The sequence below is a fragment of the Pseudomonas sp. dw_358 genome, from assembly GCF_018449655.1.
Classification (GTDB): domain Bacteria; phylum Pseudomonadota; class Gammaproteobacteria; order Pseudomonadales; family Pseudomonadaceae; genus Aquipseudomonas.
In genome coordinates this window covers 62,288-87,543 of sequence record NZ_JAAVUX010000003.1, presented here as the reverse complement: position 1 = coordinate 87,543, position 25,256 = coordinate 62,288, and the positions used below count along the sequence as shown (strand labels likewise).

Annotated in this window: 23 protein-coding genes and 1 tRNA gene; 15 read left to right on the top strand and 9 right to left on the bottom strand. The window is 62.4% G+C overall.

What is annotated here, in order from left to right; translation table 11 throughout:
* Positions 1 to 79: 79 nt before the first annotated feature.
* Both HB675_RS06235 and HB675_RS06230 read right to left on the bottom strand, forming a co-directional pair.
* Positions 80 to 2,689: an EAL domain-containing protein gene (locus tag HB675_RS06235; RefSeq protein WP_213876748.1), complete on the bottom strand. Its 2,610-nt coding sequence runs from the start codon at positions 2,687 to 2,689 to the stop codon at positions 80 to 82.
* Positions 2,690 to 2,815: 126 nt separating this feature from the next.
* Entirely contained in the window at positions 2,816 to 3,883 is a 1,068-nt protein-coding gene (locus HB675_RS06230) for a diguanylate cyclase (RefSeq protein ID WP_213876746.1), read from the bottom strand.
* Between the two features lie 160 nt (positions 3,884 to 4,043).
* Here HB675_RS06230 and HB675_RS06225 point away from each other — a divergent pair, with 160 nt between their 5' ends.
* Positions 4,044 to 5,063 carry an MBL fold metallo-hydrolase gene (locus HB675_RS06225; protein WP_256737488.1) on the top strand — a complete coding sequence of 340 codons (1,020 nt, stop codon included), beginning with the start codon at positions 4,044 to 4,046 and terminating at the stop codon, positions 5,061 to 5,063.
* On the opposite strand, the gene HB675_RS06220 is transcribed toward HB675_RS06225, so the two are convergent.
* Together HB675_RS06220 and HB675_RS06215 are read right to left on the bottom strand one after the other, a co-directional pair.
* Positions 5,050 to 5,925 (bottom strand): formate/nitrite transporter family protein, encoded by an 876-nt coding sequence (locus tag HB675_RS06220; RefSeq protein WP_213876742.1) that lies wholly within the window; start codon positions 5,923 to 5,925, stop codon positions 5,050 to 5,052. The genes HB675_RS06225 and HB675_RS06220 overlap by 14 nt on opposite strands.
* A gap of 73 nt (positions 5,926 to 5,998) precedes the next feature.
* Positions 5,999 to 6,895 carry an alpha/beta hydrolase gene (locus HB675_RS06215; protein WP_213876740.1) on the bottom strand — a complete coding sequence of 299 codons (897 nt, stop codon included), beginning with the start codon at positions 6,893 to 6,895 and terminating at the stop codon, positions 5,999 to 6,001.
* Between the two features lie 136 nt (positions 6,896 to 7,031).
* Between HB675_RS06215 and HB675_RS06210 the strand changes: the two genes are divergently transcribed.
* From HB675_RS06210 to HB675_RS06195, 4 genes are all read left to right on the top strand, one after another.
* Entirely contained in the window at positions 7,032 to 8,219 is a 1,188-nt protein-coding gene (locus tag HB675_RS06210; RefSeq protein ID WP_213876738.1) for a hypothetical protein, read from the top strand.
* Between the two features lie 90 nt (positions 8,220 to 8,309).
* Positions 8,310 to 8,981 (top strand): UPF0149 family protein, encoded by a 672-nt coding sequence (locus tag HB675_RS06205; RefSeq protein WP_213876736.1) that lies wholly within the window; start codon positions 8,310 to 8,312, stop codon positions 8,979 to 8,981.
* Between the two features lie 51 nt (positions 8,982 to 9,032).
* Positions 9,033 to 9,109, top strand: a tRNA-Val gene (locus HB675_RS06200).
* Between the two features lie 233 nt (positions 9,110 to 9,342).
* On the top strand, positions 9,343 to 9,738 hold the full coding sequence (locus HB675_RS06195; RefSeq protein ID WP_213876734.1) for a response regulator: 396 nt from the start codon (positions 9,343 to 9,345) through the stop codon (positions 9,736 to 9,738).
* Positions 9,739 to 9,740: 2 nt separating this feature from the next.
* Here HB675_RS06195 and HB675_RS06190 read toward each other — a convergent pair whose 3' ends face one another.
* Complete coding sequence (locus tag HB675_RS06190; RefSeq protein ID WP_213876732.1) at positions 9,741 to 10,331, bottom strand: hypothetical protein; 591 nt, start codon at positions 10,329 to 10,331, stop codon at positions 9,741 to 9,743.
* 59 nt (positions 10,332 to 10,390) lie between these two features.
* Positions 10,391 to 11,287: a LysR family transcriptional regulator gene (locus tag HB675_RS06185; protein ID WP_213876730.1), complete on the bottom strand. Its 897-nt coding sequence runs from the start codon at positions 11,285 to 11,287 to the stop codon at positions 10,391 to 10,393.
* Positions 11,288 to 11,577: 290 nt separating this feature from the next.
* On the opposite strand from HB675_RS06185, the gene HB675_RS06180 reads away from it, so the two are divergent.
* From HB675_RS06180 to HB675_RS06170, 3 genes are all read left to right on the top strand, one after another.
* Positions 11,578 to 12,786: an OprD family porin gene (locus HB675_RS06180; protein WP_213877284.1), complete on the top strand. Its 1,209-nt coding sequence runs from the start codon at positions 11,578 to 11,580 to the stop codon at positions 12,784 to 12,786.
* A gap of 69 nt (positions 12,787 to 12,855) precedes the next feature.
* The gene (locus tag HB675_RS06175) at positions 12,856 to 13,557 is read left to right on the top strand and encodes a DUF969 domain-containing protein (protein WP_213876728.1); all 702 of its coding nucleotides are present in this window, start codon (positions 12,856 to 12,858) and stop codon (positions 13,555 to 13,557) included.
* Positions 13,554 to 14,504 (top strand): DUF979 domain-containing protein, encoded by a 951-nt coding sequence (locus HB675_RS06170; protein ID WP_213876726.1) that lies wholly within the window; start codon positions 13,554 to 13,556, stop codon positions 14,502 to 14,504. Before HB675_RS06175 ends, HB675_RS06170 begins: the two co-directional genes overlap by 4 nt.
* A 163-nt stretch (positions 14,505 to 14,667) precedes the next feature.
* Here HB675_RS06170 and HB675_RS06165 read toward each other — a convergent pair whose 3' ends face one another.
* A complete protein-coding gene (locus tag HB675_RS06165) occupies positions 14,668 to 15,078 on the bottom strand; it encodes a PA2817 family protein (RefSeq protein ID WP_213876724.1) in 411 nt (136 codons plus the stop codon).
* Between the two features lie 61 nt (positions 15,079 to 15,139).
* Positions 15,140 to 17,587 (bottom strand): acyl-CoA dehydrogenase, encoded by a 2,448-nt coding sequence (locus HB675_RS06160; protein WP_213876722.1) that lies wholly within the window; start codon positions 17,585 to 17,587, stop codon positions 15,140 to 15,142.
* Between the two features lie 168 nt (positions 17,588 to 17,755).
* On the opposite strand from HB675_RS06160, the gene HB675_RS06155 reads away from it, so the two are divergent.
* From HB675_RS06155 to HB675_RS06145, 3 genes are all read left to right on the top strand, one after another.
* On the top strand, positions 17,756 to 18,379 hold the full coding sequence (locus HB675_RS06155) for a glutathione S-transferase (RefSeq protein ID WP_213876720.1): 624 nt from the start codon (positions 17,756 to 17,758) through the stop codon (positions 18,377 to 18,379).
* A gap of 128 nt (positions 18,380 to 18,507) precedes the next feature.
* A complete protein-coding gene (locus HB675_RS06150; RefSeq protein WP_213876718.1) occupies positions 18,508 to 19,440 on the top strand; it encodes an ABC transporter ATP-binding protein in 933 nt (310 codons plus the stop codon).
* Positions 19,437 to 20,216: an ABC transporter permease gene (locus HB675_RS06145; protein ID WP_213876716.1), complete on the top strand. Its 780-nt coding sequence runs from the start codon at positions 19,437 to 19,439 to the stop codon at positions 20,214 to 20,216. Before HB675_RS06150 ends, HB675_RS06145 begins: the two co-directional genes overlap by 4 nt.
* Here the strand turns inward: HB675_RS06145 and HB675_RS06140 are convergent.
* Positions 20,191 to 20,721, bottom strand: a complete 531-nt coding sequence (locus tag HB675_RS06140; protein WP_213876714.1) for a DUF2062 domain-containing protein — start codon at positions 20,719 to 20,721, stop codon at positions 20,191 to 20,193. The genes HB675_RS06145 and HB675_RS06140 overlap by 26 nt on opposite strands.
* Positions 20,722 to 20,868: 147 nt before the next feature.
* Here HB675_RS06140 and HB675_RS06135 point away from each other — a divergent pair, with 147 nt between their 5' ends.
* The 4 genes from HB675_RS06135 to lpxK are packed head-to-tail and all read left to right on the top strand — an operon-like array spanning position 20,869 to position 25,232.
* Positions 20,869 to 23,106, top strand: a complete 2,238-nt coding sequence (locus tag HB675_RS06135; RefSeq protein ID WP_213876712.1) for a DNA internalization-related competence protein ComEC/Rec2 — start codon at positions 20,869 to 20,871, stop codon at positions 23,104 to 23,106.
* 43 nt (positions 23,107 to 23,149) lie between these two features.
* Positions 23,150 to 23,815 carry a MotA/TolQ/ExbB proton channel family protein gene (locus HB675_RS06130; RefSeq protein ID WP_345945751.1) on the top strand — a complete coding sequence of 222 codons (666 nt, stop codon included), beginning with the start codon at positions 23,150 to 23,152 and terminating at the stop codon, positions 23,813 to 23,815.
* Complete coding sequence (locus HB675_RS06125; protein WP_213876709.1) at positions 23,812 to 24,237, top strand: biopolymer transporter ExbD; 426 nt, start codon at positions 23,812 to 23,814, stop codon at positions 24,235 to 24,237. Before HB675_RS06130 ends, HB675_RS06125 begins: the two co-directional genes overlap by 4 nt.
* Positions 24,237 to 25,232, top strand: coding sequence for a tetraacyldisaccharide 4'-kinase (gene lpxK, locus HB675_RS06120; RefSeq protein WP_213876707.1), 996 nt, complete (start codon positions 24,237 to 24,239; stop codon positions 25,230 to 25,232). The genes HB675_RS06125 and lpxK overlap by 1 nt, the downstream gene beginning before the upstream one ends.
* Positions 25,233 to 25,256 lie beyond the last annotated feature (24 nt).

Below are 25,256 nucleotides of genomic sequence, written 5' to 3'. Positions count from 1 at the left end.
GCGGCAGGCCAGTCCTGGCACATACGCGCAGACCGGCCGAGTTTAACGGGGTGGGGGGGTGGATGTAAAAAGGTGTTTCCTAGCGACTCCCCGCAAGTGGCAAGTTCTGCTGGGCGTCGCGTCGTTCGGCCTGCAACCCCGGCTGGGCCTTGAGCAAGCGGGAAAATGCCAGCTTGTCGATGGGCCGACTGAGGAAGTAACCCTGCACCTCGTGGCAATCGTCCAGGCCCAGGGTGTCGAGTTGCTCTTGGGTCTCGACGCCTTCCGCGGTGACGGTCAGCCCCATGGCCTTGCCCAGGTTGATGATTGCCTGCACCACCGCGTGGTCGTTGACGCCGTTGCCCATGGAAGCGATGAAGCGCTTGTCGATCTTCAGGCCGTCGAACGGATAGGTGCGCAGGTAACCCAATGACGAATAGCCCGTGCCGAAATCGTCCATGTTCAAGCGCACGCCCAATTCCTTGAGCGCGATCATGATGCCGAGGGCGCCATCCACGTCGTTGAGCATCACGTTCTCGGTAATTTCCAGCTCCAGCCGTGAGGCCGGAAAACCGGTGGACACCAGCACATCGCGCACATCTTTGACCACGTCGCTGCGAGTGAACTGCGCGGGTGACAGGTTGACCGAGACCATCATCGGCACTGGCCAGTCCAGGGCGGTTTGGCAAGCTTCGCGCAATACCCAGCGACCGAGCGGCACGATCAGTTCGGTCTGCTCGGCGAGCGGGATGAAGTTATCCGGTCCGATCAGCCCCTCGGTCGGATGCTGCCAGCGCACCAGGGCTTCCACGGAGACGATTTCCTGACCGTCAAGGCGGTAGCGCGGCTGGAAATGCAGAACGAATTGATTGTGCTGAATCGCCTGGCGCAGCTCGGTTTCCAGCTGGCGACGGTGTTGTATGCGCTCATTCATCTGTGCGGCAAAGTAACGCCACGTGTTCTTGCCATCCGTCTTGGCTTGATAGAGTGCAATGTCGGCACAGCGGATCAGCTCGCTGGCGTTGTAACTCTCCACGCCGCTTTGCGCCACGCCGATGCTGACGCCGACGTGGAGCGTCTGGCCGTCATGGAAGATGGGGCGTTGCAGGTTGTCGATCAGCCGGGTGCAGAACCGATCGATTTCCAGGCGGTGGTGCATGTTGGCCAACACGATGACGAATTCATCGCCGCCAATGCGAGCCACCAGGTCGTGATCCCGGGTGCTATCGCGCAGGCGAATGGCCACTTCCAGCAAAACCGCGTCCCCGGCGGGATAGCCAAGGGAGTCGTTGATCGGTTTGAAGCTGTCCAAGTCCAGCAGCAGCACGCTGAGAGGCGACTGTTCCTTGAGGGCCAGGGCGTCCTCCAGGTAACGGGTCAAGTTGTTGCGGTTGCTCAGGCCGGTCAAGGCATCGTGCTGCGACAGGTGCTGGATTTGTGCGTGGGCGGCCACCTCATCGGTGATGTCGCTGGCCGTCCCGCGAAATCCGCAGACCTGCCCGGCGACCAACACGGGCCGCGCCGAGATGCGCGAATAGCGCAATTGGCTCAGTTGGTCGCGGTAGTGGCAGCGCAGCTGAGTGACGTTGGCGCTGTCGTTGAGGGTTTGCATCCACAGGGTCAGCGGCGTGGTTTCGCACTGCAGCAGATCGTCGATGGGCTGGCCCAGCCAGTGCTCGGCGGTGAACCCCGTGACTTCGGCGAAACGTCCCGACAGGTAAGTGACGCGGCACTCGGAGTCGGTCTCCCAGATCCAGTCCGACGCGGCTTCCGCTACTGCGCGAAAGCGGTCCTCGCTGGCCTCCAGGGCCAGGTTGCTGTGGGCCAGGTCAGTGAAGTTGGACGCAATAGTGCGCGATGCGCGAATGGCGAAGCGGAAAAAATACGCCAGCAGGCTGCCAAGTACCAGCAATGCCACGCCCAGGGCCGGCAGCACCGCATGCAGCAGGCGCAGCCCGGGGCGGGGTGGATGCCAGGTCAGACTGAAGCCTGTCTGGTCCAGGGCCAGATGGGGCTGTTCGGGGTTCAGCTGCGTGTCGCCGACCAGCGCCAACTCGCGCAAATCATAGTCTTGCCCCAGTTTGCGCAGCTTGGTCGGGGTCAGCAGGTCGGCGAAAACCAGCATGGAGGTGCTGCGCGAGTCCACCGCCGGATGGCCATCGTTGGGCAGGATGGCGGCGGCACTGATGATCGCCGGCCAGCCTTCAAACAGGGCGTAGTGGCTGATGGCGGCACTCTGGACGCTTTGATTCTGAACTTCATCGAGCAGTTGGCCACTGGGGATGGACAACAGGCTGTCCATGTTGTCCTGACTAAGCTGGCCCCGGACCATGGCGTATTTGCTGCCCTGGCGATCGGCCACGAAGACGCCGTCATAACCGCTGACAGTGAACAGGCTGCGTCCCAGGTTGCTGGCGGTGTAGGCCCAGTCGCTGTCGACCTGACCGTCCAGGTGGTTATAGCCCGAGGTCCAGAGGGAGTAACCGATCAGGTCATTACCGGCCGCTGCGGTACGGTCACGCAACGCGCGGTCGGCATAGAAGAGGCTTTGCTGGCGCGCCTCCTGATCCAGGGTCCGCGAGATATTCCACAGCCCGCCGGCCACCACCAGCACACCGAGGCAGAACAGCACGGCGATGGTCAGCATGAGCTTGCGCGTGTGCAATCGGTGGTTCATGGCAACCGCAGCAGAGCCGGCGGGCGTGTCCATTGAGCCTGTCCCTTTAGATGAACAAATTCCTTGTTATCCGCAGGAGTATGGATCCACCACCGGCAAAGGCGAGGTCTCGGGCAATGTGTCGGACGAAATGCACGTTTGTACATTTCGAAATATCGGTTACATAACGGTGTGCGGTTGTTGCAAGCCACTGATGCTGACCCGGTTGCGCCCGTTGTTCTTGGCCACGTACAAGGCCTTGTCTGCCTCGTGCAACCAGTTGGCCGGCTCGCTGAAATCAGAGCGAAAGGCCGCCAGGCCGATGCTCAGGGTCACCCGCAGGTGCGGCTCCAGTGAGTGCCGGTAACGGTGCAGGGCCAGGCGCACGCGCTCCATGGCGTCGTTGGCCTGGGCCACCGAGACGCGGGGCAGAATCACACAGAATTCGTCGCCGCCGTAACGGCCTGCCAGGTCGCAGTCGCGCAGCGTGCGCCGCAGTTCGGTGGTGAGTTGGCGCAGTACGCTGTCGCCGACGATGTGACCGTAATTGTCATTAATGTGCTTGAAGTGGTCCACGTCGATGATGGCGATGACTGCATCACAGCGCTCCTGACGGCATTTGTGAAACTTGAGTTGCAGCAGGTCCTTCCAGGCGCCGTGGTTGAGCAGTCCGGTGAGGCTGTCGGTGCGGCTCAGGGCGCTGAGTTCGCGTTTATGTTCCGAGAGCTGCAACGCCAGCGTGTAGGAAACCCAGCCGAGGGCAAAGGGGTAGAGGGTCAACATCGGCAAGCATGCCCACACTTGGGTCTGGGTGACCACAGGCTGCCATCCGAAGCCGAGCAGAGCCGTACCGATAGCTGCCCCCAATAGCTGCACCAGCGCCCCGCGCAGGAACAGTGGGCGGCCGCCGGCGGCGACGTTGTCCATGGTCATCATGGCCAGCACGGTGATACTGGGCAGCGGATTGAAGTGCATCGCGGCCGCCCAGAAGCCCCCGGACAGCGAGTCCCAGAGCAGATTGCGCTGTTCGGCGCGGTAGGGCGAGCGCGAGCGTCGTGCCAGCTGGTAGGCCAGATGCGGCCAGCCGAGGCCATTGATCACCGCCGCCGCCCACATCCAGGTGGGTGGCGCTAGCGGGTACAGTGCACCGAGTACGGCAATCAGGCCAAAACACGAGCCGATGGTCCTGGGTAAATAAATACGTTTGGCAAAGGACAGGCCCTTGCCGTTATTGTTTTGCGTCCCCATACCTCTATTCGAATCCCTGGTGTCTATTGGGTTGCTCAGGCATTAGCAAGAGTCGTGCTCAAATCCTTTTGCCACCCAGATGACTTGCCCGTCGATCATTGGAGTACTTGTGCTTATGGCCCCGCAACCTGTCGACGCCCAGTCCGTTTCAGCCACGCCGATGCCTTCGGTGTGCGTCAACGGCCAGTATCGCAATCTGGTCACCTTGCCCCGGGACGGCTTTCTGAAAAAGCTGCGCATCGGAGTCAAGTACCTGTTGCTGCGCAAGCCGGCCAATACCCGTCCCGCTGCCCCGCTGCCGGTCTTGCCGCTGAACAGGCAGGCCTTGCTTGATGCGCCGGACAACAGCCTATGGCGGCTGGGGCACTCGACCATCCTGCTCAAGGCCCGGGGCCAGTTCTTCATCACCGACCCGGTGTTCGGCGAACGCGCTTCACCGGTGCAGTGGGCCGGCCCCAAGCGCTTTCACGCACCTCCCATCAATCTGGATGACCTGCCGCCGATCAAGGCGGTGATCCTTTCCCACGACCACTACGATCACCTCGACCAGGAGGCGGTGTTACGTCTGGCGCCGCGTACCGAACACTTTCTCACCACCTTGGGCGTCGGCGATCGGCTGATTGCCTGGGGGATTGCGGCCAGCAAGGTACGGCAACTGGACTGGTGGGAGGAGGTTGAAATCGATGGGACCCGTTTCGCCGCCACGCCGACGCAGCATTTCTCCGGGCGCAGCCTGACGGACAGCAACAGCACGCTGTGGGCCTCCTGGGTGATGATCGAGCCGCAGTGGCGCGTGTTCTTCAGCGGCGACTCCGGTTATTTTCCGGGTTTCAAGCAGATCGGCGACCGCTACGGCCCCTTCGACCTGACCTTGATGGAGACCGGCGCCTACAACGTCAACTGGCCCAGCGTGCATATGCAGCCGGAAGAAAGCCTTCAGGCCCACCTCGATGTGCAGGGCCGCCGCATGCTGCCGATCCATAACGGCACTTTCGACTTGTCCATGCACAGCTGGCAGGAGCCTTTCGAGCGCATCGTGGCCTTGGCTGCGGCGGCCAGGGTGCCGATCAGCACGCCGATGATGGGCCAGCGCGAGGATATTCTGGCGCCCAATGCCGGTGAATGGTGGTGGCAGGGGATCGGCAGTGAGGCGGGGGAGCCGACTTTTACGGCCGATTGACCCGTTTCTTCTCCGGCTGTTTGCCCCCTGCAGCTTCGCTGCGCACCTGAGCGTGGCTGAGCAGGGCAAAGATAAAACTGCCGCCGATGATATTGCCGGCCAGGGTCGGCCCGGCAAAGTGCATCAGAAACTCGCTCCAGCTCGCCTCGCCGGCCCACACCAGGTAGGACACCTCGGCCGAGCCGACGACGATGTGGGTGAAATCACCCAGCGCCATCAGGTAAGTGATCAGAATGATCACCCAGATCTTCGCGCTTTCCTGGGACGGGATCATCCAGACGAGGGTGGCGATCATCCAGCCCGAGATGATCCCCTTGGCGAACATCTGCGGCACGTTGTTTTCCATGACTTTGCGGCCGATCTCCAGGAAGGCGCGGTCAGTCTGGGTGTCGAAGATCGGCAGGTGCAGCATCACGTAGCTGACCAGCAGGGTCCCGGCCAGATTGCCCGCCAGCACCACGCCCCACAGACGCAGCAACCGCCCGAAATTATTCAGGGTCGGCTTGGTCATCACTGGCAGCACGGCGGTGAGGGTGTTCTCGGTGAACAGTTGCTGGCGCGCGAGAATCACCGCAAGAAAACCGGCTGAATAGCCCAGGCTGGCAATCACCTTGCTCGCTTCGGTGTCGGGCAGACGGGCATTGAACAAGCCCATGGCCATCAGCGACAGGCCCATGGTCAACCCGGCTGCCAACGCCGACCACCACAGTGCCGCGACGCTGCGCTCCAGCTCCTGATCGCCTTCGGCGCGGATGATCTCGTGCAGCAGGGCCGCGCGGGGTGCCTGTTTTTGCGCGGCTTCGTGTTCTTCATCGGGCGACAGGCCGGGGGTTTTTTCGTGTTCGGTCACATGTTTGTCCATGGGGCTGGCCTGGTGATAGCAGAAGGGCTACAAGACAGACCTTCGCCCCTGTGGATAGTTGCCCGCCCGGGTTTCAGCGAACCCCGACGGCCGGCCCCAGATTGAATACTTCCCGCAGCGCCTGGGTATAGGCCCGGTTGCCCAATTGCATGCTGTTGTTATGGTTGGCGCCCGGCACCAGCAGCAGGCGCTTAGGCTCGATGGCGGCGGCATAGAGTTCGCGGCTGAAGCGCGAAGGCACGTAGGGATCGTCGGCGCCATGGACGATCAGCACCGGCATGTCGATGTCAGCGATCTTGTCGATGGAGTCGAACTTCTCCGAAAGAATCCAGCGCACCGGCAACGAGGTATGGATCACCGCCGCTGCCACCGAACCCAGGTCAGTGAAGGTGGACTCGATCACCAGGCCGGCGGCGCGGTTCTGCACCGGATCCTTGGCGATGCGCTCGGCCAGGTCCACCGCAATCGCCCCGCCCAGTGAATGACCGTAGATATAGCGTTTGCGGGCGTCGGGCTGGAATTTGAGTAATTGCGTCCAGCCAGCCTGGGCGTCCTCATAGACCGTACGCTCGGAAGGCAGATCGCCGGGGCTTTGGCCAAAGCCGCGATAATCGATGGCCAGCACCGCGAAACCCATGTCATGCAGCTCGCCGATGCGCCGTAACTGCGCGGTCAGGTTCCATCGGGTGCCGTGCAGGTACAGCACGGCCGGGGCATCGGCGCGGCTGGCAGGCCACCACCAGGCGTGGAGTGATTGCTTGAAGTTCGAGAGGCTTTGTACGGGGATGTTCAGCTCCTGCACGCCGACAGGCAAACCGTCAAACCAGCTGGCTGTGCCCGGCTCGATGTTGAACAGCAGCTCGCGCTCCTTGAGGTGCAAGCGCGAGCAGCCATAGGGCAGGCCGACGGCAATCAGCGTGGCCATGACCAGCATCAGCCAGCTGCGGCGGCGTAGGGCGAGTGTGGGCATGCGCGGGCCTCGGGCTTTCGGAAGAGGGGAGAAGCGTCATGCAACTGCAACACGCTGTCTCAGGGTAGAGTTAATGTTGTTCAAATCATTTCATGAAACTTTCTGCATCAACGGCTGAAACCAAAAGGAGCCCCGGATGAGCCCTGCGATTCGCACTGCTGTTCTTGCTGTATCGGCCTGGTTGAGCACAACTTGCCTGGCTCAGGAGCAACCCAGTGTGTATCAGGGGACCCTGGGTCCGGCCAAGGTGGTGATGGAGCTGGACATGACCGATCCGGCCCAGGTCAGTGGCCGCTACTTCTACGAAAAATACCACCGCGACCTGGCGTTGGTCGGCGCCTTGGAGGGCGAACAGCTTGAGCTGAACGAGGGCCTGGAAAATTTCGATGAGGCCCCGCGCCCGGTGCTCAGTCTGCATGCCGACGGCGCCCAGGGCTGGACGGGCCAGTGGCGCGATCCCAAGGGCAAGACCTTGGCCATCAGCCTCAAGCCGGCTCAGTTGACGCCGGAGGCCGCCGATACCGAGCCGTTCTGGCATGATCTGCGCAGTTCATCGCCCTACGAGTACCTGCGGCTGAGTGCACTGGACCTGGTCGATGGAAAGGCCGAGGAGCGCCAGGGTTACCGCCTGCAATGGCAAGAAGAGCCTGGTTCAAAAATTACCCTGTTCCAGTTGCTCGACGGTTACCCCAGGGCGCAGTTGACGACCCTCAACCGCGAACTGCATGGGCGTCTGTGGAGTGAAGTCAGTGCCTTTCATGCCTGTATGCTGGGGGCCAGCCGGATGGGCGAGGGCGAGTTCGAGCAGACGGTAACGCCGCAACTGTTCACCCCGGATATTCTCAGTGTGAATATCTTCACCAGCTACAACTGTGGCGGCGCGCACCCGGATTTTGGCGACGCCCCGCTCAACATCGATGTGCGCAGCGGCCAGCCGCTGTCCCTCGAAGACGTGCTGTGGGTGGGCGAGGGCAAGGCCATGCACTACGACGATCGCGACGGCGCCACCCCTTCGGACCGCTCCGATGTGGATTTCGACACCTTCACCCAGTACCGCGAAAAGACCCTGGCGCCTTGGCTGGTGGAGCAATTCAAGCACCTGTATCCGCAGCAAATGACGAAAACCACGGACGACGACTGCGATTACAGCGACCCGCAGGTCTGGCGCTTCCCGGCCTGGTATTTTACCCCCAAGGGCCTGTACCTGGGGCCGGGTTTTGCCCGGGTCATGCGCGCCTGCGAAGGCACAGACTGGACGGTGCTGCCCTACAGCCTGCTGCGCCAGCACCCCGGTGGCGTGGCCTTGCCACTGCCGCAAGGCTGATAGCACTGGAGATCGGGCCCGGCATGGCTTTTAATGAGTGGCTTGGCCATTGCACTCCGGTGATGGCCGCCAGCCGCCGGACCCTTTTTCATGTCGATTCCGCTCAGCAGCGAACCCCTCAGCGAAGATCAGCTCAACGTGCTTGAGGACGTGCTCGAGAAATACCGCACCGAAGCCTCGGTGCTCAATGTGTCCGAACTGGACGGCTTCTTCACGGCGGTGGTCTCCGGCCCCGCAGCGGTCGGTTTCGACGATTGGTATACCATGCTGTGGGGGGCGCCGGAATACCTGCCGGTGTGGAATGACGAACAGGAATTCGAGCAGTTTTTCACCTTGCTGATTCAGCACATGAACAACATTGCCACGATGCTGACCGAATACCCCGAGGACTTCGAGCCGTTGTTCAACGAAGTTGAAGTCGACGGCGAAATGCTGTTGGTCGTCGAAGACTGGTGCTTCGGCTACATGCGTGGCATGAGCGTGGGCAATGGTTGGCCGGTGTTGCCGGAGGATCAGCAGCAGTACCTTTCTGCCATCATCCTGCACACCGAAGAGGACGATCTGCTGGAAGGCGACAACCCGCTGCAAATCGACGCCATGGAAGTGGTCGGCTTCATTCCCGCCGCCGCCGTGCAATTGCAACAGTACTGGCTGGGCCATCGGGTCGAGTTCCTGCCGCGCCGCGTCGAGCCCAAGACCGGCCGCAACGACCCATGTCCCTGCGGCAGCGGCAAGAAATTCAAGCAATGCTGTCTGCATTGAAATCCAAAGGTTGACAGTGGGTGACAAACCCGTAGAATGCCGCGCCACAGCAGGCACGTAGCTCAGTTGGTTAGAGCACCACCTTGACATGGTGGGGGTCGTTGGTTCGAGTCCAATCGCGCCTACCAAATAAAATCCGTTCTGCTGGGCGGTGAAAAAAGGGCGACCCACAAGGTCGCCTTTTTTGTTGTCTACGGGTCTTAGGTCCTCGACCCCCCGAGCTGGCTGAATTGCTGCATGGGTCACAGAAAGCACATACCTCAGGGAATTTAAACAGGGGGGAAGGCTCTAACTCAGTTCAACCGGGCTAGAGTCAGAAAACCCTGCCCTTCATCTGTGAACCATGGACTGCCTGTGACGAATGATTGAACCAGCCATCACGCCCCTTGCCGGTGCACGCATCCTGGTAGTGGAGGACGAAGAAGTGTTGCGCGTGTTGACCGACGATATTCTTTCGGAAGAAGGTTTTATTGTCAGTCAGGTTCCCAATGCCGAGGAAGGCCTGAAATATCTCGCCGAGCACAGCCACGAATGCGATGTGGTACTGGTGGATGTGCGCATGCCCGGTGCACTGGACGGGATCGATTTCGCCCATGTGGTCGAGGCGGTCTGGCCGCATATTTCCATTGTCATCGTTTCTGGCTACACCAATTCCCAGACACCTGCCCCGCGCTCGGCGGTGATGCTGCGCAAACCCTGGCGCCTGGACACCCTGGTGGCCGCAGTGACCACGGCCAGCAAAAAGCGCCTCCTCTGAGGTCAGCGCCCTTCCATTACCCGTTTGATCATGGCCGCATGCCCGGCCTTGTCGTCAGCGCGGGAGATGATCTGCACCACTGACAGGGTTTTCCCGGAGCCGGCGATGAAGCTGGTGACCAACGTCGGCCCGCCGCCCATGGTGGCCGTACTGTCCACTCGGCTTGTTGGCAGCTTTTTCAACGTGAGTTTCTGGCTGGCAGTCTGCTTGAAGTCCGGAGCGGCCTTGGTCTGATCGGCGACATAGTCGGCAGTGGCCTTGTCGAGGAAGTCTTTGTCGCCGACGCTGACGCCCGCAGGGACCGGGACCTGGGTGGCGATCACCACGCGTTTGCTTTTCTCGCTGGAGTACATCGTCCCGCTGGAACCTGCAGTACCGCTCTGCACGTCGCCTGGCGCCATGGCTTCGGCGGTGTAGCTCTTGGGCAAGGTGAAGCTGAACTTGCCGTTCAGGGTCGAAACCTTTGGGCCGGTTTCAACGGGGGCGGCGGATTTTGCGTGATGCCTGGGGTGAGGGTGGGTCTGGGCAAGAGCGAGCGGGGCCGTCAGGGCCAGGCCCAACCCGAGTAAAGCAGCAACAGGTAAACGCGACATGGCAATCTCCGGAAACAATTGCCCGAGTTTACCCCATCGTTCAGCCACGCAAAGCGCTCCTACGGCCGATGGCCTGAAAACCCCAATGCCACTTCATGGGCAATCTCTACCACTTCGTCGATCAGCGTCATCCCCGACCCCGTGCGCCAGCTGGCGACGATGTCCATCGGCGGCGGTTGCGGTACATCTTCCAGCACGCTCAACACCCCGGCCGCCAGTTCGCTGCGCACCAGCAGCGGCGGCAGGGCGCCGATGCCGAAGCCATCGCGCACCAGCCGGGTGATGGCCGAAGCCGAGTTGACGCAGTTGATGCGCGTGGTCAGTACTTCGGCGCTGTGCAACATGTTCAGCAGGTCCTGATGGGGACGGGAGTTGCGCGAAAACGTGACGATCCTTTCGTCACCGAGCTCTCCCAGCCCGGCATAAGCCCGGTCGAACTCCGAGCCTGTCGCGACCACCCATTGCACCGGGTAGCGGTCCAGCAACAGGTTGCGCACGCTGTCCAGCCGAGTCATGTCGGTTTGCAGAATGATGTCCTGATAGCCCTTTTCCAGCTGCTCCGACAAATTGCGCGCGGTGTCGGCGGTGATTTCGATCTCCAGTTCCGGGTAGCACTGGGTCAGGCGTGTTACCAGCGGACTCAGCCAGGTGTGTATCACCGTGTCCATGGCACCGATGCGCAACCGACCACGGGCTTGATGCGGATCTTTGATCGCTGCCTTGAGATGGTGCAGCGTGTCCATCATGTGCTCGGCGTATTCCAGTACGCGCTGGCCTTCCGGGGTCAACATCACGCCCTTGGAGTCTCGCATGAAAAGCTTGGTATCCAGCTCCTGTTCCAGCGCCGCAATACGGCTGGACACCGACGCCTGCGTGGTGAAGAGCTTTTCGGCGGTCAGGCGAAAGCTCTTCAGGCGCGCGATCCAGACGAAGGTTTCGAGGAATTTGATGTTCATGCGCAAGCAATCCTGCCCTGTTGAAACTGCAAAGGAGTGGCGTCTGGGGTGCAGGTTGTATGCCAGTCAAATTCAAGAAAAATTGATCACGCCCCGCAGATTTTTCTCGTTGGACGCACACCGCCCCCGCTCCGAACAATGCCCACCGAGCAGCACGGCCGCCGCCTCGGGGCAGGCCGAAAAGGCATCAAGACCTTTGTAGACGCCATAAAAAATCAATCGCGCACTGCCACCAGCCGCTGCGGCCGCTGGGCGCTTCACCGGAGATGTTCATGACTTTTCGCAAGCGTATGGGGTGGGTGTGGGTGGCCGGGGCGGCCGTGAGCAGCGGGGTGGCCCACGCCGACTTTATCGAAGACAGCACGGCCAATCTGGATTTGCGCAACGTCTATTTCAATCGTGATTTCAGGCAGAGCGGTTCACGGAACAAGGCGGACGAGTGGGCTCAGGGCTTCATGTTGCGCCTGCAGTCGGGCTACACCGCCGGTACCGTGGGCTTTGGTCTGGATGCCCTGGCCCTGGTGGGTTACAAACTCGATGGCGGCGATGGCACCGCAGGGACCGGGCTACTGCCGGCTGATCTGTCGTCCGGTGGCTCCCAGCGAGAATACGGTCAGTTGGGGCTCACCGCAAAGATCAAGATTTCCAAAACCGAACTCAAGCTGGGCGAGTTGATGTTCCGCGACCCAGTGATCTCGTACACCGACACGCGGCTGTTGCCGCAAACCTTCAGCGGTGGCCTGCTGACCTCCAACGAGCTGAGCAACCTGCACTTGATCGGCGGCCACATCGACCAGATCAAGGCCGTCAACTCGACGGACTTCATCGACCTGAGCGCCAACCGTATCGGCGGTGTCAGCAACTCGTTCAACTTTGGCGGCGGCGATTATCAGGTGACGCCACACCTCAACCTGAGCGCGCGCTATGCCGTTCTCGAAGACATCTATCAACAGTATTACGCTGGCCTGATTCATGTGCTGCCGATGGGCCAAGGGCAAAGCCTGAAGACCGATTTGCGCTTTGCCAACAGCCGGGAAGACGGCGACTTTCGCAACATCGACAACCGTGCGCTGGGGGCCATGTTCACCTACAAGCTGGGCGGGCATTCCTTTGCCGGTGCCCTGCAACGCATGAGCGGTTCCGATCCCTTTCCCTACCTCGCCAACAGTGACCCCTACCTGGTCAACTTTGTGCAGATCAACGACTTCGGCAACATCCACGAACATTCCTGGCAAGGACGTTACGACTATGACTTTGCAGCACTCGGGGTGCCGGGCCTGACCTTCATGGCGCGCTACGTCAGTGGCGACAACGTCGAGCGAACCGGTGGCGGCGAGGGCAAGGAGTGGGAACGCGACACGGACCTGGGTTATGTGATTCAAAGCGGTCCGTTGAAGAACGTCGGGGTCAAATGGCGCAACGCAACGGTGCGTTCCAACTTCGGCAATTCGCTGGATGAGAACCGTTTGATCCTCAGCTACACCCTGGCGCTGTGGTAGACAGCCCGCTGGCTCGATCTCTGCTTCGCACACCCATCGTCCATCGACTCTTTCAACGAGAGCACGCTCATGCAAACCCTGGTAAACCTGTGGCCGCTCCTGGGGGTGGCCACCATCGTGGTGGGCTTCGTCCTGCGCTTCAACCCACTGTTAGTAGTCGTCCTGGCGGCGATCATCACCGGGCTCGCTGCGAGCATGCCCGTCGAAACCATCCTCGCCACCCTGGGCAGCGGTTTCATCAAGACCCGTACCCTGGCGCTGATCATCCTGTTGCCGCTGGCGGTGATCGGTCTGCTGGAGCGTCACGGCTTGCGCCTGCATGCCCAGCAGTGGATTTCGCGGTTTCGCAACGCCACGGTCGGCAGGCTGCTGCTGGCCTATCTGTTCGTGCGTGAAACTACTGCCGCCCTGGGGCTGACCAGCCTCGGCGGGCACCCGCAGATGGTGCGCCCGTTGCTGGCGCCCATGGCCGAAGGCGCAGCGGTCAGCCGCTTCGGTGCGCTACCCGACGCCGTGCGCCAACGGCTGTTGGCCATGTGCGCGGCCACCGATAATGTCGGGCTGTTTTTCGGTGAGGACATCTTCGTCGCCTTCGGCGCCATCGCCTTGATGCACACTTTTCTGCTGGGGGCGGGCATCGATGTCGAGCCGCTGCACATTGCCTTCTGGGGCATACCCACGGCCGTTGCCGCTTTGATCGTGCATGGCACGCGGGTGTACCGCTTCGACCGCTACTTGCAACGTCACGCCAGCCAGGGCGGCCGACCATGATTCTGTCGATGGAGTACTTGTACTGGCTGGTCGGCATTGTCCTGGCGATCACCACGGGGATGATCCTCACAGACCGCGAGCACCCCAAGCGCTGGTCGAGCGGCGTGTTTTGGGGGCTGTTCAGCCTGGCGTTTCTGATCGGCGACCGGGTGCCGCCGGTGTGGGTCGGCGTCGGTGTGCTGGTCATGGCGGCAATTGCCGGAACCGGCGGGGTGGGCTTGAGCCGTCATCGCGAACTGGCCGCCGAGGACCGCGAGGCCAGCGTCGGGCGCCTGGGCAATCGGCTGTTTGTGCCGGCGCTGGCGATTCCGCTGATCACGGTGTTCTGTGCGCTGGCGCTGAAGAACCTGAAGATCGGTGATGTCTACCTGCTGGATCCGGCCAACAGCACCTTCGTTGCGCTGGGCATTGCCAGTGTGCTGGCGTTGATCCTGGCCTGCTGGCTGACCCGTGATACGCCGCTGCAAGCCGTGCGCGAGTCCCGTCGACTGACCGAGAGCCTGGGCTGGGCGCTGGTTCTGCCGCAGATGCTGGCGATGCTGGGGCTGATGTTCAATGATGCCGGCGTCGGCAAGGCCGTGGCCCACTTGGCTACGGCTTACATCGACCTGGACTACCGCTTCGTGGCGGTGCTGGTGTATGTGCTGGGGATGGCGCTGTTCACTATGGTCATGGGTAATGGCTTCGCTGCGTTTCCGGTGATGACCGGCGGGGTCGGCGTGCCGATCTTGGTGGGGGTCTATCACGCTAATCCGGCAGTAATGGCGGCGGTGGGGATGTTTTCCGGTTACTGCGGGACTCTGATGACGCCGATGGCGGCGAACTACAACATCGTGCCGGCGGCGCTGCTGGAGTTGCCGGACAAATACGCGGTGATCAAGGCGCAGGTGCCGACGGCGTTGGTGATGTTGGTGGTGAATGTGGTGTTATTGTATGGGCTGATGTAGCGAAGTCCCTGGCGGGCTGGCGGGCTGGCGGGCTGGCCGCACGTCGCGCCCACCCGCTTTTGATCTGGCTTTTGATCCTGATCATCCGCGCCCTCAGCAGGCCGAACTACGCGTAAAAATGGATTGGCTCACTGAAGTTTGGGTCGAGCAACAGCGCGACCTGTCAGTGCCGGCTATCGCCGGCAGACATCGCCAGCAATTGCTTCTCCTGATTCCAGTCGAATGGTTCGTCATTCTGCTCAGCCTCATAACGCCGCTCTTCCAGCGCCTGATACAGGTCGATCTCGTCATCGGGCATGAAGTGCAGGCAGTCGCCGGCAAAGAACCACAGAAGATCGCGAGGGACCAGGTGAGCAATCTGCGGGTATCGCTGGATGACCTGGGTCAAAATATCCTGCCCCAGGTATTGGCTTTCCACTGGGTCGGTGGGCAACAGCGCCAACAGCTCATCGTAGCGCTCGAGAAACAGCTCATGGCTTTCCTCGGGCACCTGTTCCGCTTCGCCCAGGGCGACCAGAATCCCGCGCAGGTGCTGGAGCAGGGCGATCTGGTGGTCGAGATAGGAATTGGCCATGCTGGGTCCTCAAACAAGAAAAACAGGCGCGCGAGTATAAGTCTCGGCGCGCCTGCTGTCGTCAGCGAATCCGACCTTCGGCCGGTTGCAGCTGTTCCTTGCTGAAGTCATCGACGTCGATCACCGTGCGCCGAGCCGCCTCGGCGTTGCGCAAGGTCTGTGCCTCGCCCGCCTGGAGCACGCCGGCCTGCAAGGCGGCATCGATGGTTGGCTCGCCAGCTGACGGGGCGAACTGCCCCGAGCGCAGCGCCGTGTGCAGTTTGTTGTGCAACGGTTTTGCGGCGGCGAGCAAGTCACAGGCGTGCTGCAAGGCGCCGACTGGGTCATCCACATCGGTAGGGCGGTAACAGCCGGCCAACAGCTCTTCCAATGTGGCATCGCCCTTGGGACGACCGAGTACGGCGGCGACTTCGGCGTCGAGGCGGTCAGATGGGCCCTTGTGCCGACGTCCGAACGGAAACACCAGCACCCGCAGCACCGCGCCCATCATACGGTTGGGGAAGTTGCGCAGGATCCCGTCCAGCGCGCTTTCCGCCTTGCCCAGGCTTTCTTCCATGGCCCAGCGAAACAGCGGTTGCAGATGCTCTGGAGAATCAAGGTCGTGATAGCGCTTGAGGGCAGAGGACGCCAGGTAGAGATAACTGAGCACATCCCCCAACCGCGCCGACAGCCGTTCGCGGCGCTTCAGTTCGCCGCCCAGCAGCATCATGCTCAGGTCTGCCAGCAAGGCGAACGCCGCGCTCTGGCGGTTCAGGGCGCGGAAATAGCCTTGGCTGAGACGATCGCCGGGGGCGTGTTCGAAGTGGCCGATGCCCAGGTTGAGGATGAAGGTGCTGGCCGCGTTGCCCACGGCAAAGCCGATGTGCTGCACAAGCAAACCATCGAACTCCACCAACGCCTGGGCCTTGTCTTCGCGACTGGCCAGGGCCATCTCCTTGAGCACGAAGGGATGGCAGCGAATGGCGCCTTGGCCGAAGATCATCAGGTTGCGCGACAGGATATTCGCGCCTTCGACGGTGATGAAGATCGGCGCGCCCTGCCAGTTGCGGCCCAGGTAGTTGTTGGGGCCCATGATGATACCTTTGCCGCCGTGCACGTCCATGGCGTGGGTGATGCACTCGCGGCCGCGTTCGGTGAGGTGGTACTTGAGAATGGCCGAGAGCACCGAGGGTTTCTCGCCCAGGTCCACGGCGTTGGCCGTCAGCATTCGCGCGCTGTCCATGAGCCAGGCGTTGCCACCGATGCGGGCAAGCGACTCCTGAATACCTTCGAAGGCACTCAGGGGCACGTTGAACTGCTCGCGTACCTGGGCGTACTGGCCCGTCACCAGGCTGGTGTACTTGGCCGCGCCGGTGCCCACGGCGGGCAGCGAAATGGAGCGGCCCACCGACAGGCAGTTCATCAGCATCATCCAGCCTTTGCCCAGCATGGCCTGGCCACCGATAAGGTACTCCAGCGGAATGAACACATCCTTGCCGGCGTTGGGCCCGTTCATGAACGCCGCGCCCAGGGGCAGATGGCGCTGGCCGATCTTCACACCGGGTGTCTCGGTGGGTATCAGCGCCAGGCTGATGCCCAGTTCGTCCTGGTCGCCCAGCAGGTGCTCCGGGTCGTAGGCCTTGAACGCCAGGCCCAGCAAGGTGGCGATGGGGCCCAGGGTGATATAGCGTTTTTCCCAGTTCAGGCGCAGGCCGATGACTTCCTCGCCTTGCCACTGGCCTTTGCAGACGCTGCCGGTATCGGGCATGGCGCCGGCATCCGAGCCGGCAAGGGGGCCGGTGAGTGCGAAGCAGGGGATTTCCTCGCCCCGGGCCAGGCGTGGCAAGTAATGATTGCGCTGCTCTTCGGTGCCGTAGTGCAGCAGCAGTTCAGCGGGGCCCAGGGAGTTGGGGACCATGACCGTGGACGCCAGGTCGCCGCTGCGGGTGGCCAGTTTCATGGCCACCTGGGAGTGAGCATAGGCCGAAAAGCCTTTGCCGCCGAAGGTCTTGGGGATGATCAGGGCAAAGAAGCCGTGCTCTTTGATGTGCGCCCAGGCGGCGGGGGGCAGGTCCATGTCCTGGCCGATCTGCCAGTCGCTGACCATCGCGCATAAAGCTTCGGTGGGGCCGTCGATGAAGGCCTGCTCTTCTTCGCTGAGTTGGACCTTGGGGTAGGCCAGCAACTTGTGCCAGTCGGGGCGGCCGCTGAACAGCTCACCGTCCCACCAGACGGTGCCGGCATCGATGGCCTCCCGTTCAGTGGTCGACATCGGCGGCAGCGTGCGCTGGAACCAGGCGAACAATCGCGCACTGAAGAGCCGCCGACGCCAATCGGTGGCCAGGACGAACAGCGCGGTGACAATCAATAGCAGCCAGAGCACGGTCAGCAAGACGCCATGGGCGTGGCTGAGCAGCCCCATGGCCAGCAGGTAGACGGCAACGATACCCAGTGCCGGCAGGGCTGCAATACGGCGATGGGCGAGCCACGCGCTGCCGAGTACCAGAACCACAATCCACAACAGCAACATAGTGCTTTCTCCCTGACCGCTGGCGCAAACAGCGCCGCTGGACATAGTGACCCTGGCCCGGCAGGGGAGTTCGAACGGGTCGCATCACGCAAAAAAATCACCCCGTCGCGGCCCTTCACTGCGGGGTCGGGAGTAGACTAGCCCGACAATTCGTATAAGGAGCCACGCATGTTGAAGGTCTGGGGACGTATCAACTCCACCAATGTCCGCAAAGTCTTGTGGTGCGTTGAAGAACTCAAGCTGCCCTATGAATCGATCGCGGCGGGCGGGCCCTTCGGTGTTGTCGACAGCCCTGAGTACCGTGCCCTGAATCCCAACGGCCGGGTGCCGGTGATCGAGGACGACGGGTTCGCGCTCTGGGAGTCCAATACCATCGTGCGCTACCTGGCGGCTCGATATGCGCCAGGGTCGGCCTGGTACCCGACCGATGCGCGGGCCCGGGCGCAAGCCGATCGCTGGATGGACTGGACCACGTCGACCCTGGCCGAACCCTTCAAGCCACTGTTCTGGGGTGTGCTGCGCACGCCCGCCGCGCAGCAGGACTGGGTGGCGATCAATGCGGCCCAGAAAATCTGCGCGCAACACCTGCTGCTGGCCGATCAGGCTCTGGCCGAACAGCCTTACCTCTCGGGGGACGCGCTGGGCATGGGCGATATCCCGCTGGGCAGCTTTATCTATGCCTGGTTCGAAATGCCCATCGAGCATGCGCCGATGCCCCACCTCGAGGCCTGGTACGAGCGCCTCAAAGCTCGGCCGGCCTATCGGAAAGCGGTGATGACCGCCCTGACGTGATAGTCACTATCAATCGCGTTTGCTGGTCAATGCAGTCATTGCCCGGCACCATCGGTCTGAATTGATCGACAGGCTGCTGATGCTTCGCGCCCATTCATGAACATTTAATTCTCTGGTGTAGATTCTCTATGAGTTCCGCTCTGTCCATACGGCAGCTGACCAAGACCTACGGCAACGGTTTCCAGGCCCTCAGCGGCATCGATCTGGAAGTGGCCGAAGGCGATTTCTTCGCGTTGCTGGGCCCCAACGGTGCCGGCAAATCCACCACCATCGGCATCCTCTCGACCCTGGTCAACAAGACCGGCGGCAGCGTCGAGATTTTCGGCCACGACCTGGACCGTAATCCTGCAGCTCTCAAACGCAGCATTGGCGTGGTGCCCCAGGAGTTCAACTTCAACCAGTTCGAAAAAGCCTTCGATATCGTCGTGACCCAGGCGGGCTATTACGGCATCCCGGCGAAAATCGCCAAGGAACGTGCCGAGCGTTACCTCACCCAACTGGGACTGTGGGACAAGCGTGACGTGCCCTCGCGCTCGCTGTCCGGCGGCATGAAGCGCCGCTTGATGATTGCCCGCGCCTTGATCCACGAACCGCGCCTGTTGATCCTCGACGAACCCACCGCCGGGGTGGACATCGAACTGCGCCGGTCGATGTGGAGTTTTCTGACCGAGCTCAACGAAAGCGGCACGACGATTATTCTGACAACGCACTACCTCGAAGAGGCCGAGCAGCTGTGCCGCAACATCGGCATCATCGACCACGGCACCATTGTCGAGAACACCAGCATGCGCAACCTGCTGGGCAAGCTGCACGTCGAGACCTTCGTACTGGACGTCAAGACCGACCTGGCCATGGCGCCTGTGCTTGAAGGTTATCCGTGCCGGCTGGTGGATGCCCACACCCTGGAAGTCCAGGTGGACAAGGATGCCGGTATCACGGCGCTGTTCGGGCAGTTGGCGTTGCTGAACATCGAGGTGACCAGCTTGCGCAACAAGACCAACCGTCTGGAGGAGTTGTTCGTGTCGCTGGTGGAGAAAAACTTGAGCAAGGTGGCCGTATGAGTTCCGAATTTCAGTACAACCTTGTCGCCCTGAACACCATCGTCTACCGGGAAGTGCGGCGCTTCATGCGCATCTGGCCGCAGACGTTGCTGCCCCCGGCCATCACCATGGTCCTGTACTTCGTCATCTTCGGGAACCTGATCGGCCGGCAGATCGGCGGCATGGGTGGTTTCAGTTACATGGAGTACATCGTGCCCGGGCTGATCATGATGTCAGTGATCACCAACTCCTACGGCAACGTGGTTTCCAGCTTTTTCGGCAGCAAGTTCCAGCGCTCCATCGAGGAATTGATGGTCTCGCCCGTGTCGCCACACACCATCCTGATCGGCTATGCCATCGGCGGCATGCTGCGCGGCCTGATGGTCGGCATCATCGTGACCCTGCTGTCGCTGTTCTTCACCCATCTGCAGGTCCATCACCTGGGGATTACCCTGCTGGTTGTGCTGCTGACGGCGACGATCTTTTCGCTGCTGGGTTTCGTCAATGCGGTGTATGCGCGTAATTTCGACGACATCTCGATCATCCCGACCTTCGTGCTGACGCCGCTGACCTACTTGGGCGGGGTGTTCTACTCGATCACCCTGCTGCCGCCGATCTGGCAGACCATTTCCCTGGCCAACCCGGTGCTGCACATGGTCAACGCCTTCCGCTATGGCATTCTCGGGGTGTCCGACATCAAGATCAGCACCGCGATCACCTTCATGCTGGTGGCCACGGTGGTGCTGTATTTCTTCTGTGCCAGGCTGCTGGTCAGCGGTCGCGGGATGCGCACCTGAGACGCTGGCGCCGCTGCCACTGGCGGCGCACTCGCCACTCCCAATACCCGCGCGTGGTCCCATAGGCCACGCCACCCAATACAACCCCCGTCACCAGTGACCCCAGCACAAAGGGCTGCCACATCGTTCCCAGTTGGCTGGACAGCCATTCCCAGGTCATGCCGTCCGGCAGGTTTCGCGCCGGGGTGTGCAGCAGCCACGCGCCCAATTGGTAGGTGCCATAGAACACCACCGGCATGGTCAGCGGATTGGTCAGCCAGACCAGGCTGACCGAGATCGCCAGGTTGGCGCGCAAGCTCACGGCCAGCATCGCCGCCGCCAGCATCTGCAAGGGGATGGGCAGCAGCGCGGTGAAACAGCCTATGCCCATGGCCCTGGCGACCGAGCGGCGATTGAGATGCCAGAGGTTGGGACGATCGAGCAGATGACCCAAGACACGTAAGGATTTGTGCCCGCGCAGGCGTGCCGGGTCTGGCATGTAGCGTTTGAAAAGGCGACGTGGCATGGCGGAAAGTCAGGGTTGTGGGCGAGACATAGCCAAGTATGCAGGGGTTTGCGCAAAGCTCTGGTCAGACTTTGTGACAATAGATGAAGGGATACTGCCGCAAATTCAGCTATTCCTCTGTGTGGGTTGACGCGAGGGGAGCTTTCCATGCGCACAGGGATGATGGCGCTGGCATTGGGCTTGTGCACGTTAAGGATGCTGATGGTGTTGCCGCCCCTCTGGCTGTCGGGGTTCGGTTTGCTGGCCGGCCTGGCTTTGCTGATGTGGCGGCAACGGCTGGCAGGGTGCTATCTGCTCGGCTTGAGTTGGGCCTGCCTATCGGCGCAGTGGGCGCTTGACGATCGTCTGGCCCCGGCGCTGGAGGGCCGAACCGTCTGGTTGCAGGGCACCGTGGCGGGCCTGCCCGACAGCCGCGACGGCGTACAGCGTTTCGAGTTGGTGAATGCTGCTTCGCGTCATAACTCATTACCGGCCCGTATGCGACTGAGCTGGCGCAATGGGCCGACGCTGCAAGCCGGTGAAGAGTGGCGCCTGGCGGTGACCTTGCGTCGCCCTCGAAGCCTGATCAATCCGGGTGGCCCCGACCTCGAGGCGTGGATGCTGGCACGGCGGATCGGTGCCAGCGGCAGCGTCAAGGACGGCCAGCGTCTTTCAACCCCGCCCATGGCCTGGCGCGAGGCGGTCCGCCAGCGGCTGGTGCAGGTGGATGCCCAAGGCCGGGAAGGGGCCTTGGCCGCCCTGGTGCTGGGGGATAAATCCGGCGTCAGCCGTCAGGACTGGACCACCTTGCAGGCCACTGGCACCGTGCATCTGCTGGTCATCTCGGGCCAGCACATCGGGTTGCTGGCGGGCTTGCTGTACGGTCTGGTGGCCGGCCTTTCGCGCTGGGGCTACTGGCCGCCGCGCTGGCCCTGGCTGCCCTGTGCCTGCAGCCTGGCCTTCACCGGGGCGCTGGCCTACGGCTGGCTGGCGGGCTTCGAGGTGCCGGTGCGGCGTGCCTGTTTGATGCTGGGGCTGGTGCTGCTCTGGCGCTTGCGTTACCGCCAGATGAGCCTGGGCTGGCCGCTGCTGGTGGCCTTTGTCACGGTGCTGCTGATCGAACCGCTGGCGTCCTTGCAGGCAGGCTTCTGGTTGTCGTTTGGCGCGGTGGCCACGTTGTTATGGGTGTTCGGCGCACGCCTCGGCGGCTGGCATTGGTGGCAGGCCTGGACCCGTGCCCAATGGATGATCGCCCTGGGATTGTTGCCAGGTCTGCTGGCATTGGGGCTGCCGGTGAGCCTGAGCGGGCCGCTGGCCAATCTGTTGGCGGTGCCCTGGATCAGTCTGCTGGTGCTGCCGCTGGCCTTGTCGGGCAGCGCCTTGCTGTGGATCTGGCCCGTGGCGGGCGAGGGCGTGCTGTGGTTCACGGGCGGATTGCTCAATCTGTTGTTCGAGGGGCTCGATGGCTTGGCGCAGGTCCTGCCGCCCTGGCAATCCGGGCAGCGCTCGGGATGGCTGCTGGGGCTGATTGCGATGGGTGCGCTGCTGCTGTTGTTGCCAGCCGGTGTACCGCTGCGCCCCTTGGGCTGGCCGTTGTTGCTGCTGGCCGTACTGCCACCGCGCAATGAGGTGCCCTTCGGCGAAGTCGAGGTCTGGCAGCTGGACGTTGGCCAGGGTCTGGCCACGGTGTTGCGCACCCGCAATCATAGTTTGCTCTATGACGCCGGCCCCCGCTCGCTCGCCAGCGACGCTGGCGAACGGGTGGTGCTGCCTGCTTTGCGGACCTTTGGGGGCAAGGGGCTGGACCTGATGATCATCAGTCACGCCCATGCCGACCACGCCGGCGGCGCGCTGTCGGTGATGAAGCAGTGGCCGGTTGCCCAGGTCATCGCCGGCGAGCCGGAGGCCGCAGACCCGCTTCTGCGGGCTCAGGCCTGTGACAGTGGCCGCCACTGGGAGTGGGATGGTGTGGCGTTTTCACTGTGGCGCTGGGACGCTGCGGCCGACAGTAATTCGTCATCCTGCGTGCTGCACGTGCGTGCCGGTGGCGAAGGGCTGCTGCTGGCCGGAGACATCGAGGCGGCGGCCGAGCGTGCCTTGGTCGGTAGCGGGCATGACATTCGCGCTCATTGGTTGCAAGCACCCCATCATGGCAGCCGCACCTCGTCGACGGGCATCCTGCTGGCGGCGGTCAAGCCGCAAGGCGTGCTGATCTCCCGCGGTTGGGGCAACAGCTTCGGCCATCCTCATTCCCTTGTGTTGGCGCGTTACCGGGCGCTGTCGATCCGAGCCCATGACACCGCCCTGCACGGCGCCGTCCGCCTGCGCCTGGGACGCTTTGAACCGCCGTTTCATCAGCGCCAGGTGCGGCGCTTCTGGCGTGATGACTATGTGCCACCCCTGTAGTCAGCGGCATCCGGCCTTCGACCGGGCAAACCCCTATGGTAGAGTGACAAACTTTTTTGAGGGGGTCGGCACTGTGTGGGAACTGGTCAAATCCGGCGGCTGGATGATGCTGCCGATCATCTTGAGCTCTATCGCTGCACTGGCAATCACCGCTGAGCGGCTCTGGACCCTGCGTACCAGTCGGGTGACCCCGCCCCAATTGCTGAGTCAGGTCTGGCGCTGGCTCAAGGACAAGCAACTCAACAAGGAACGGCTCAAGGAGCTGCGCGCCGATTCGCCACTGGGTGAAATCCTTGCAGCGGGCCTGGCCAACTCCAGGCATGGCCGCGAAGTAATGAAGGAAAGCATCGAAGAAGCCGCCTCCCGGGTGGTCCACGAGATGGAACGCTACCTCAGCACCCTGGGCACCATCGCCGCCATGGCGCCATTGCTTGGCCTGCTCGGCACCGTGATCGGCATGATCGACATCTTTGGCTCCTTCATCGGCGCCGACATGAGCACCAATCCCGCCGTGCTGGCCGGGGGTATTTCCAAGGCGCTGGTGACCACCGCCTCGGGCCTGATCGTGGCCATTCCAGCATTGTTCTTCCACCGCCTGTTGCAGCGCCGCATCGACGATCTGGTGGTGGGCATGGAGCAGGAAGCCATCAAGCTGGTCGAGGTGGTGCAGGGCGAACGTGACCTGGATCAAGTCGAGGACAAAGCGTGAAATTTCGCCGCAGATCCCGCGAGAACATCGAGCTCAATCTGGTTTCCCTGATTGATGTGGTGTTCGTGCTGCTGCTGTTTTTCGTGGTCACAACGACCTTCACCCGACAGACACAACTTCGAGTGGAGTTGCCCCAGGCGGTCAGTGGCACTCCGGAGCAGAACGATGCGAAGAAAATCGACATCGCCATCAGCGCCGAAGGTGTGTACTCGCTGAACGACAAGCTGTTACCTAAAAGTGACCTGGCCACGCTGCTCGATGCCCTCAAGACCGAGTCGGGGGGCGATACCTCCCGGCCGCTGTCCATCAGCGCCGACGGCAAGACGCCGCACCAGGCGGTGATCACGGCCATGGATGCGGCGGGCAAGCTGGGCTTCAGCAAGTTGAGCATGACCACCATTGAGGCGCAGGGTACGCCCTGATGGCCATTTCCGATCGATTGCTGGCTGGCTGGTATGCGGGCCATCCCGCCTTGGCGTTGCTACGGCCACTGGAGTGCCTGTACCGGCGCGTGGTGGTGGCCAAGCGCGAGCGCTTTCTGGCCGGGCAGGCTGACAGCTACCGAGCGCCGGTGCCTGTGGTGGTGGTGGGCAACATCACCGTCGGCGGCACCGGCAAGACCCCGATGATCCTCTGGCTGATCGAGCACTGCCAAAAGCGTGGCCTGCGTGTGGGTGTGGTCAGTCGCGGTTACGGTGCAAGGCCACCGGCGCTGCCATGGCGAGTGCGCGCCGAGCAGGCGGCCAGCGAAGCGGGCGATGAACCATTGCTGATTGTCCAGCGCACCGGCGTACCGCTGGTCATCGACCCGGACCGTGGCCGCGCCGTGCGTGCGCTGCTGGCCAGCACCCCCCTGGACATCGTCCTGTCCGATGACGGTATGCAGCACTATCGTCTGGCCCGGGACCTGGAACTGGTGCTGATCGACGCCGCCCGCGGTCTGGGCAATGGCCACTGCCTGCCCGCCGGGCCTTTGCGCGAGCCCGCCGAGCGCTTGCTCAGTGTCGATGCCGTGCTGTTCAACGGTGCCGCCACGGATCGCGATGAAGGTTTCGGCTTCACCTTGCAACCCACGGCGCTGGTCAACCTGGCCAGCGGAGAGCGTAAAGGCCTCGAGCATTTTCCGGCTGGCCAGCGGCTGCATGCCGTAGCAGGCATTGGCAATCCCCAGCGTTTCTTCGACACCCTGCAGGCGTTACACTGGCAGCCTGTGCCGCACCCGTTTGCCGACCATGCCGACTACACAGCGCAGGCTCTGGCTTTCAGCCCGGCCTTGCCCGTGGTGATGACCGAGAAAGATGCCGTCAAGTGCGCCCCGTTCGCCGCAGCCGACTGGTGGTACCTGGCGGTGGACGCCGCGCCTTCCCGTGCATTCGTCATCTGGCTGGACACCCAACTCGATCGCCTGACGCGCTGACACCGGTTGGCGCCGCTTCCTCTC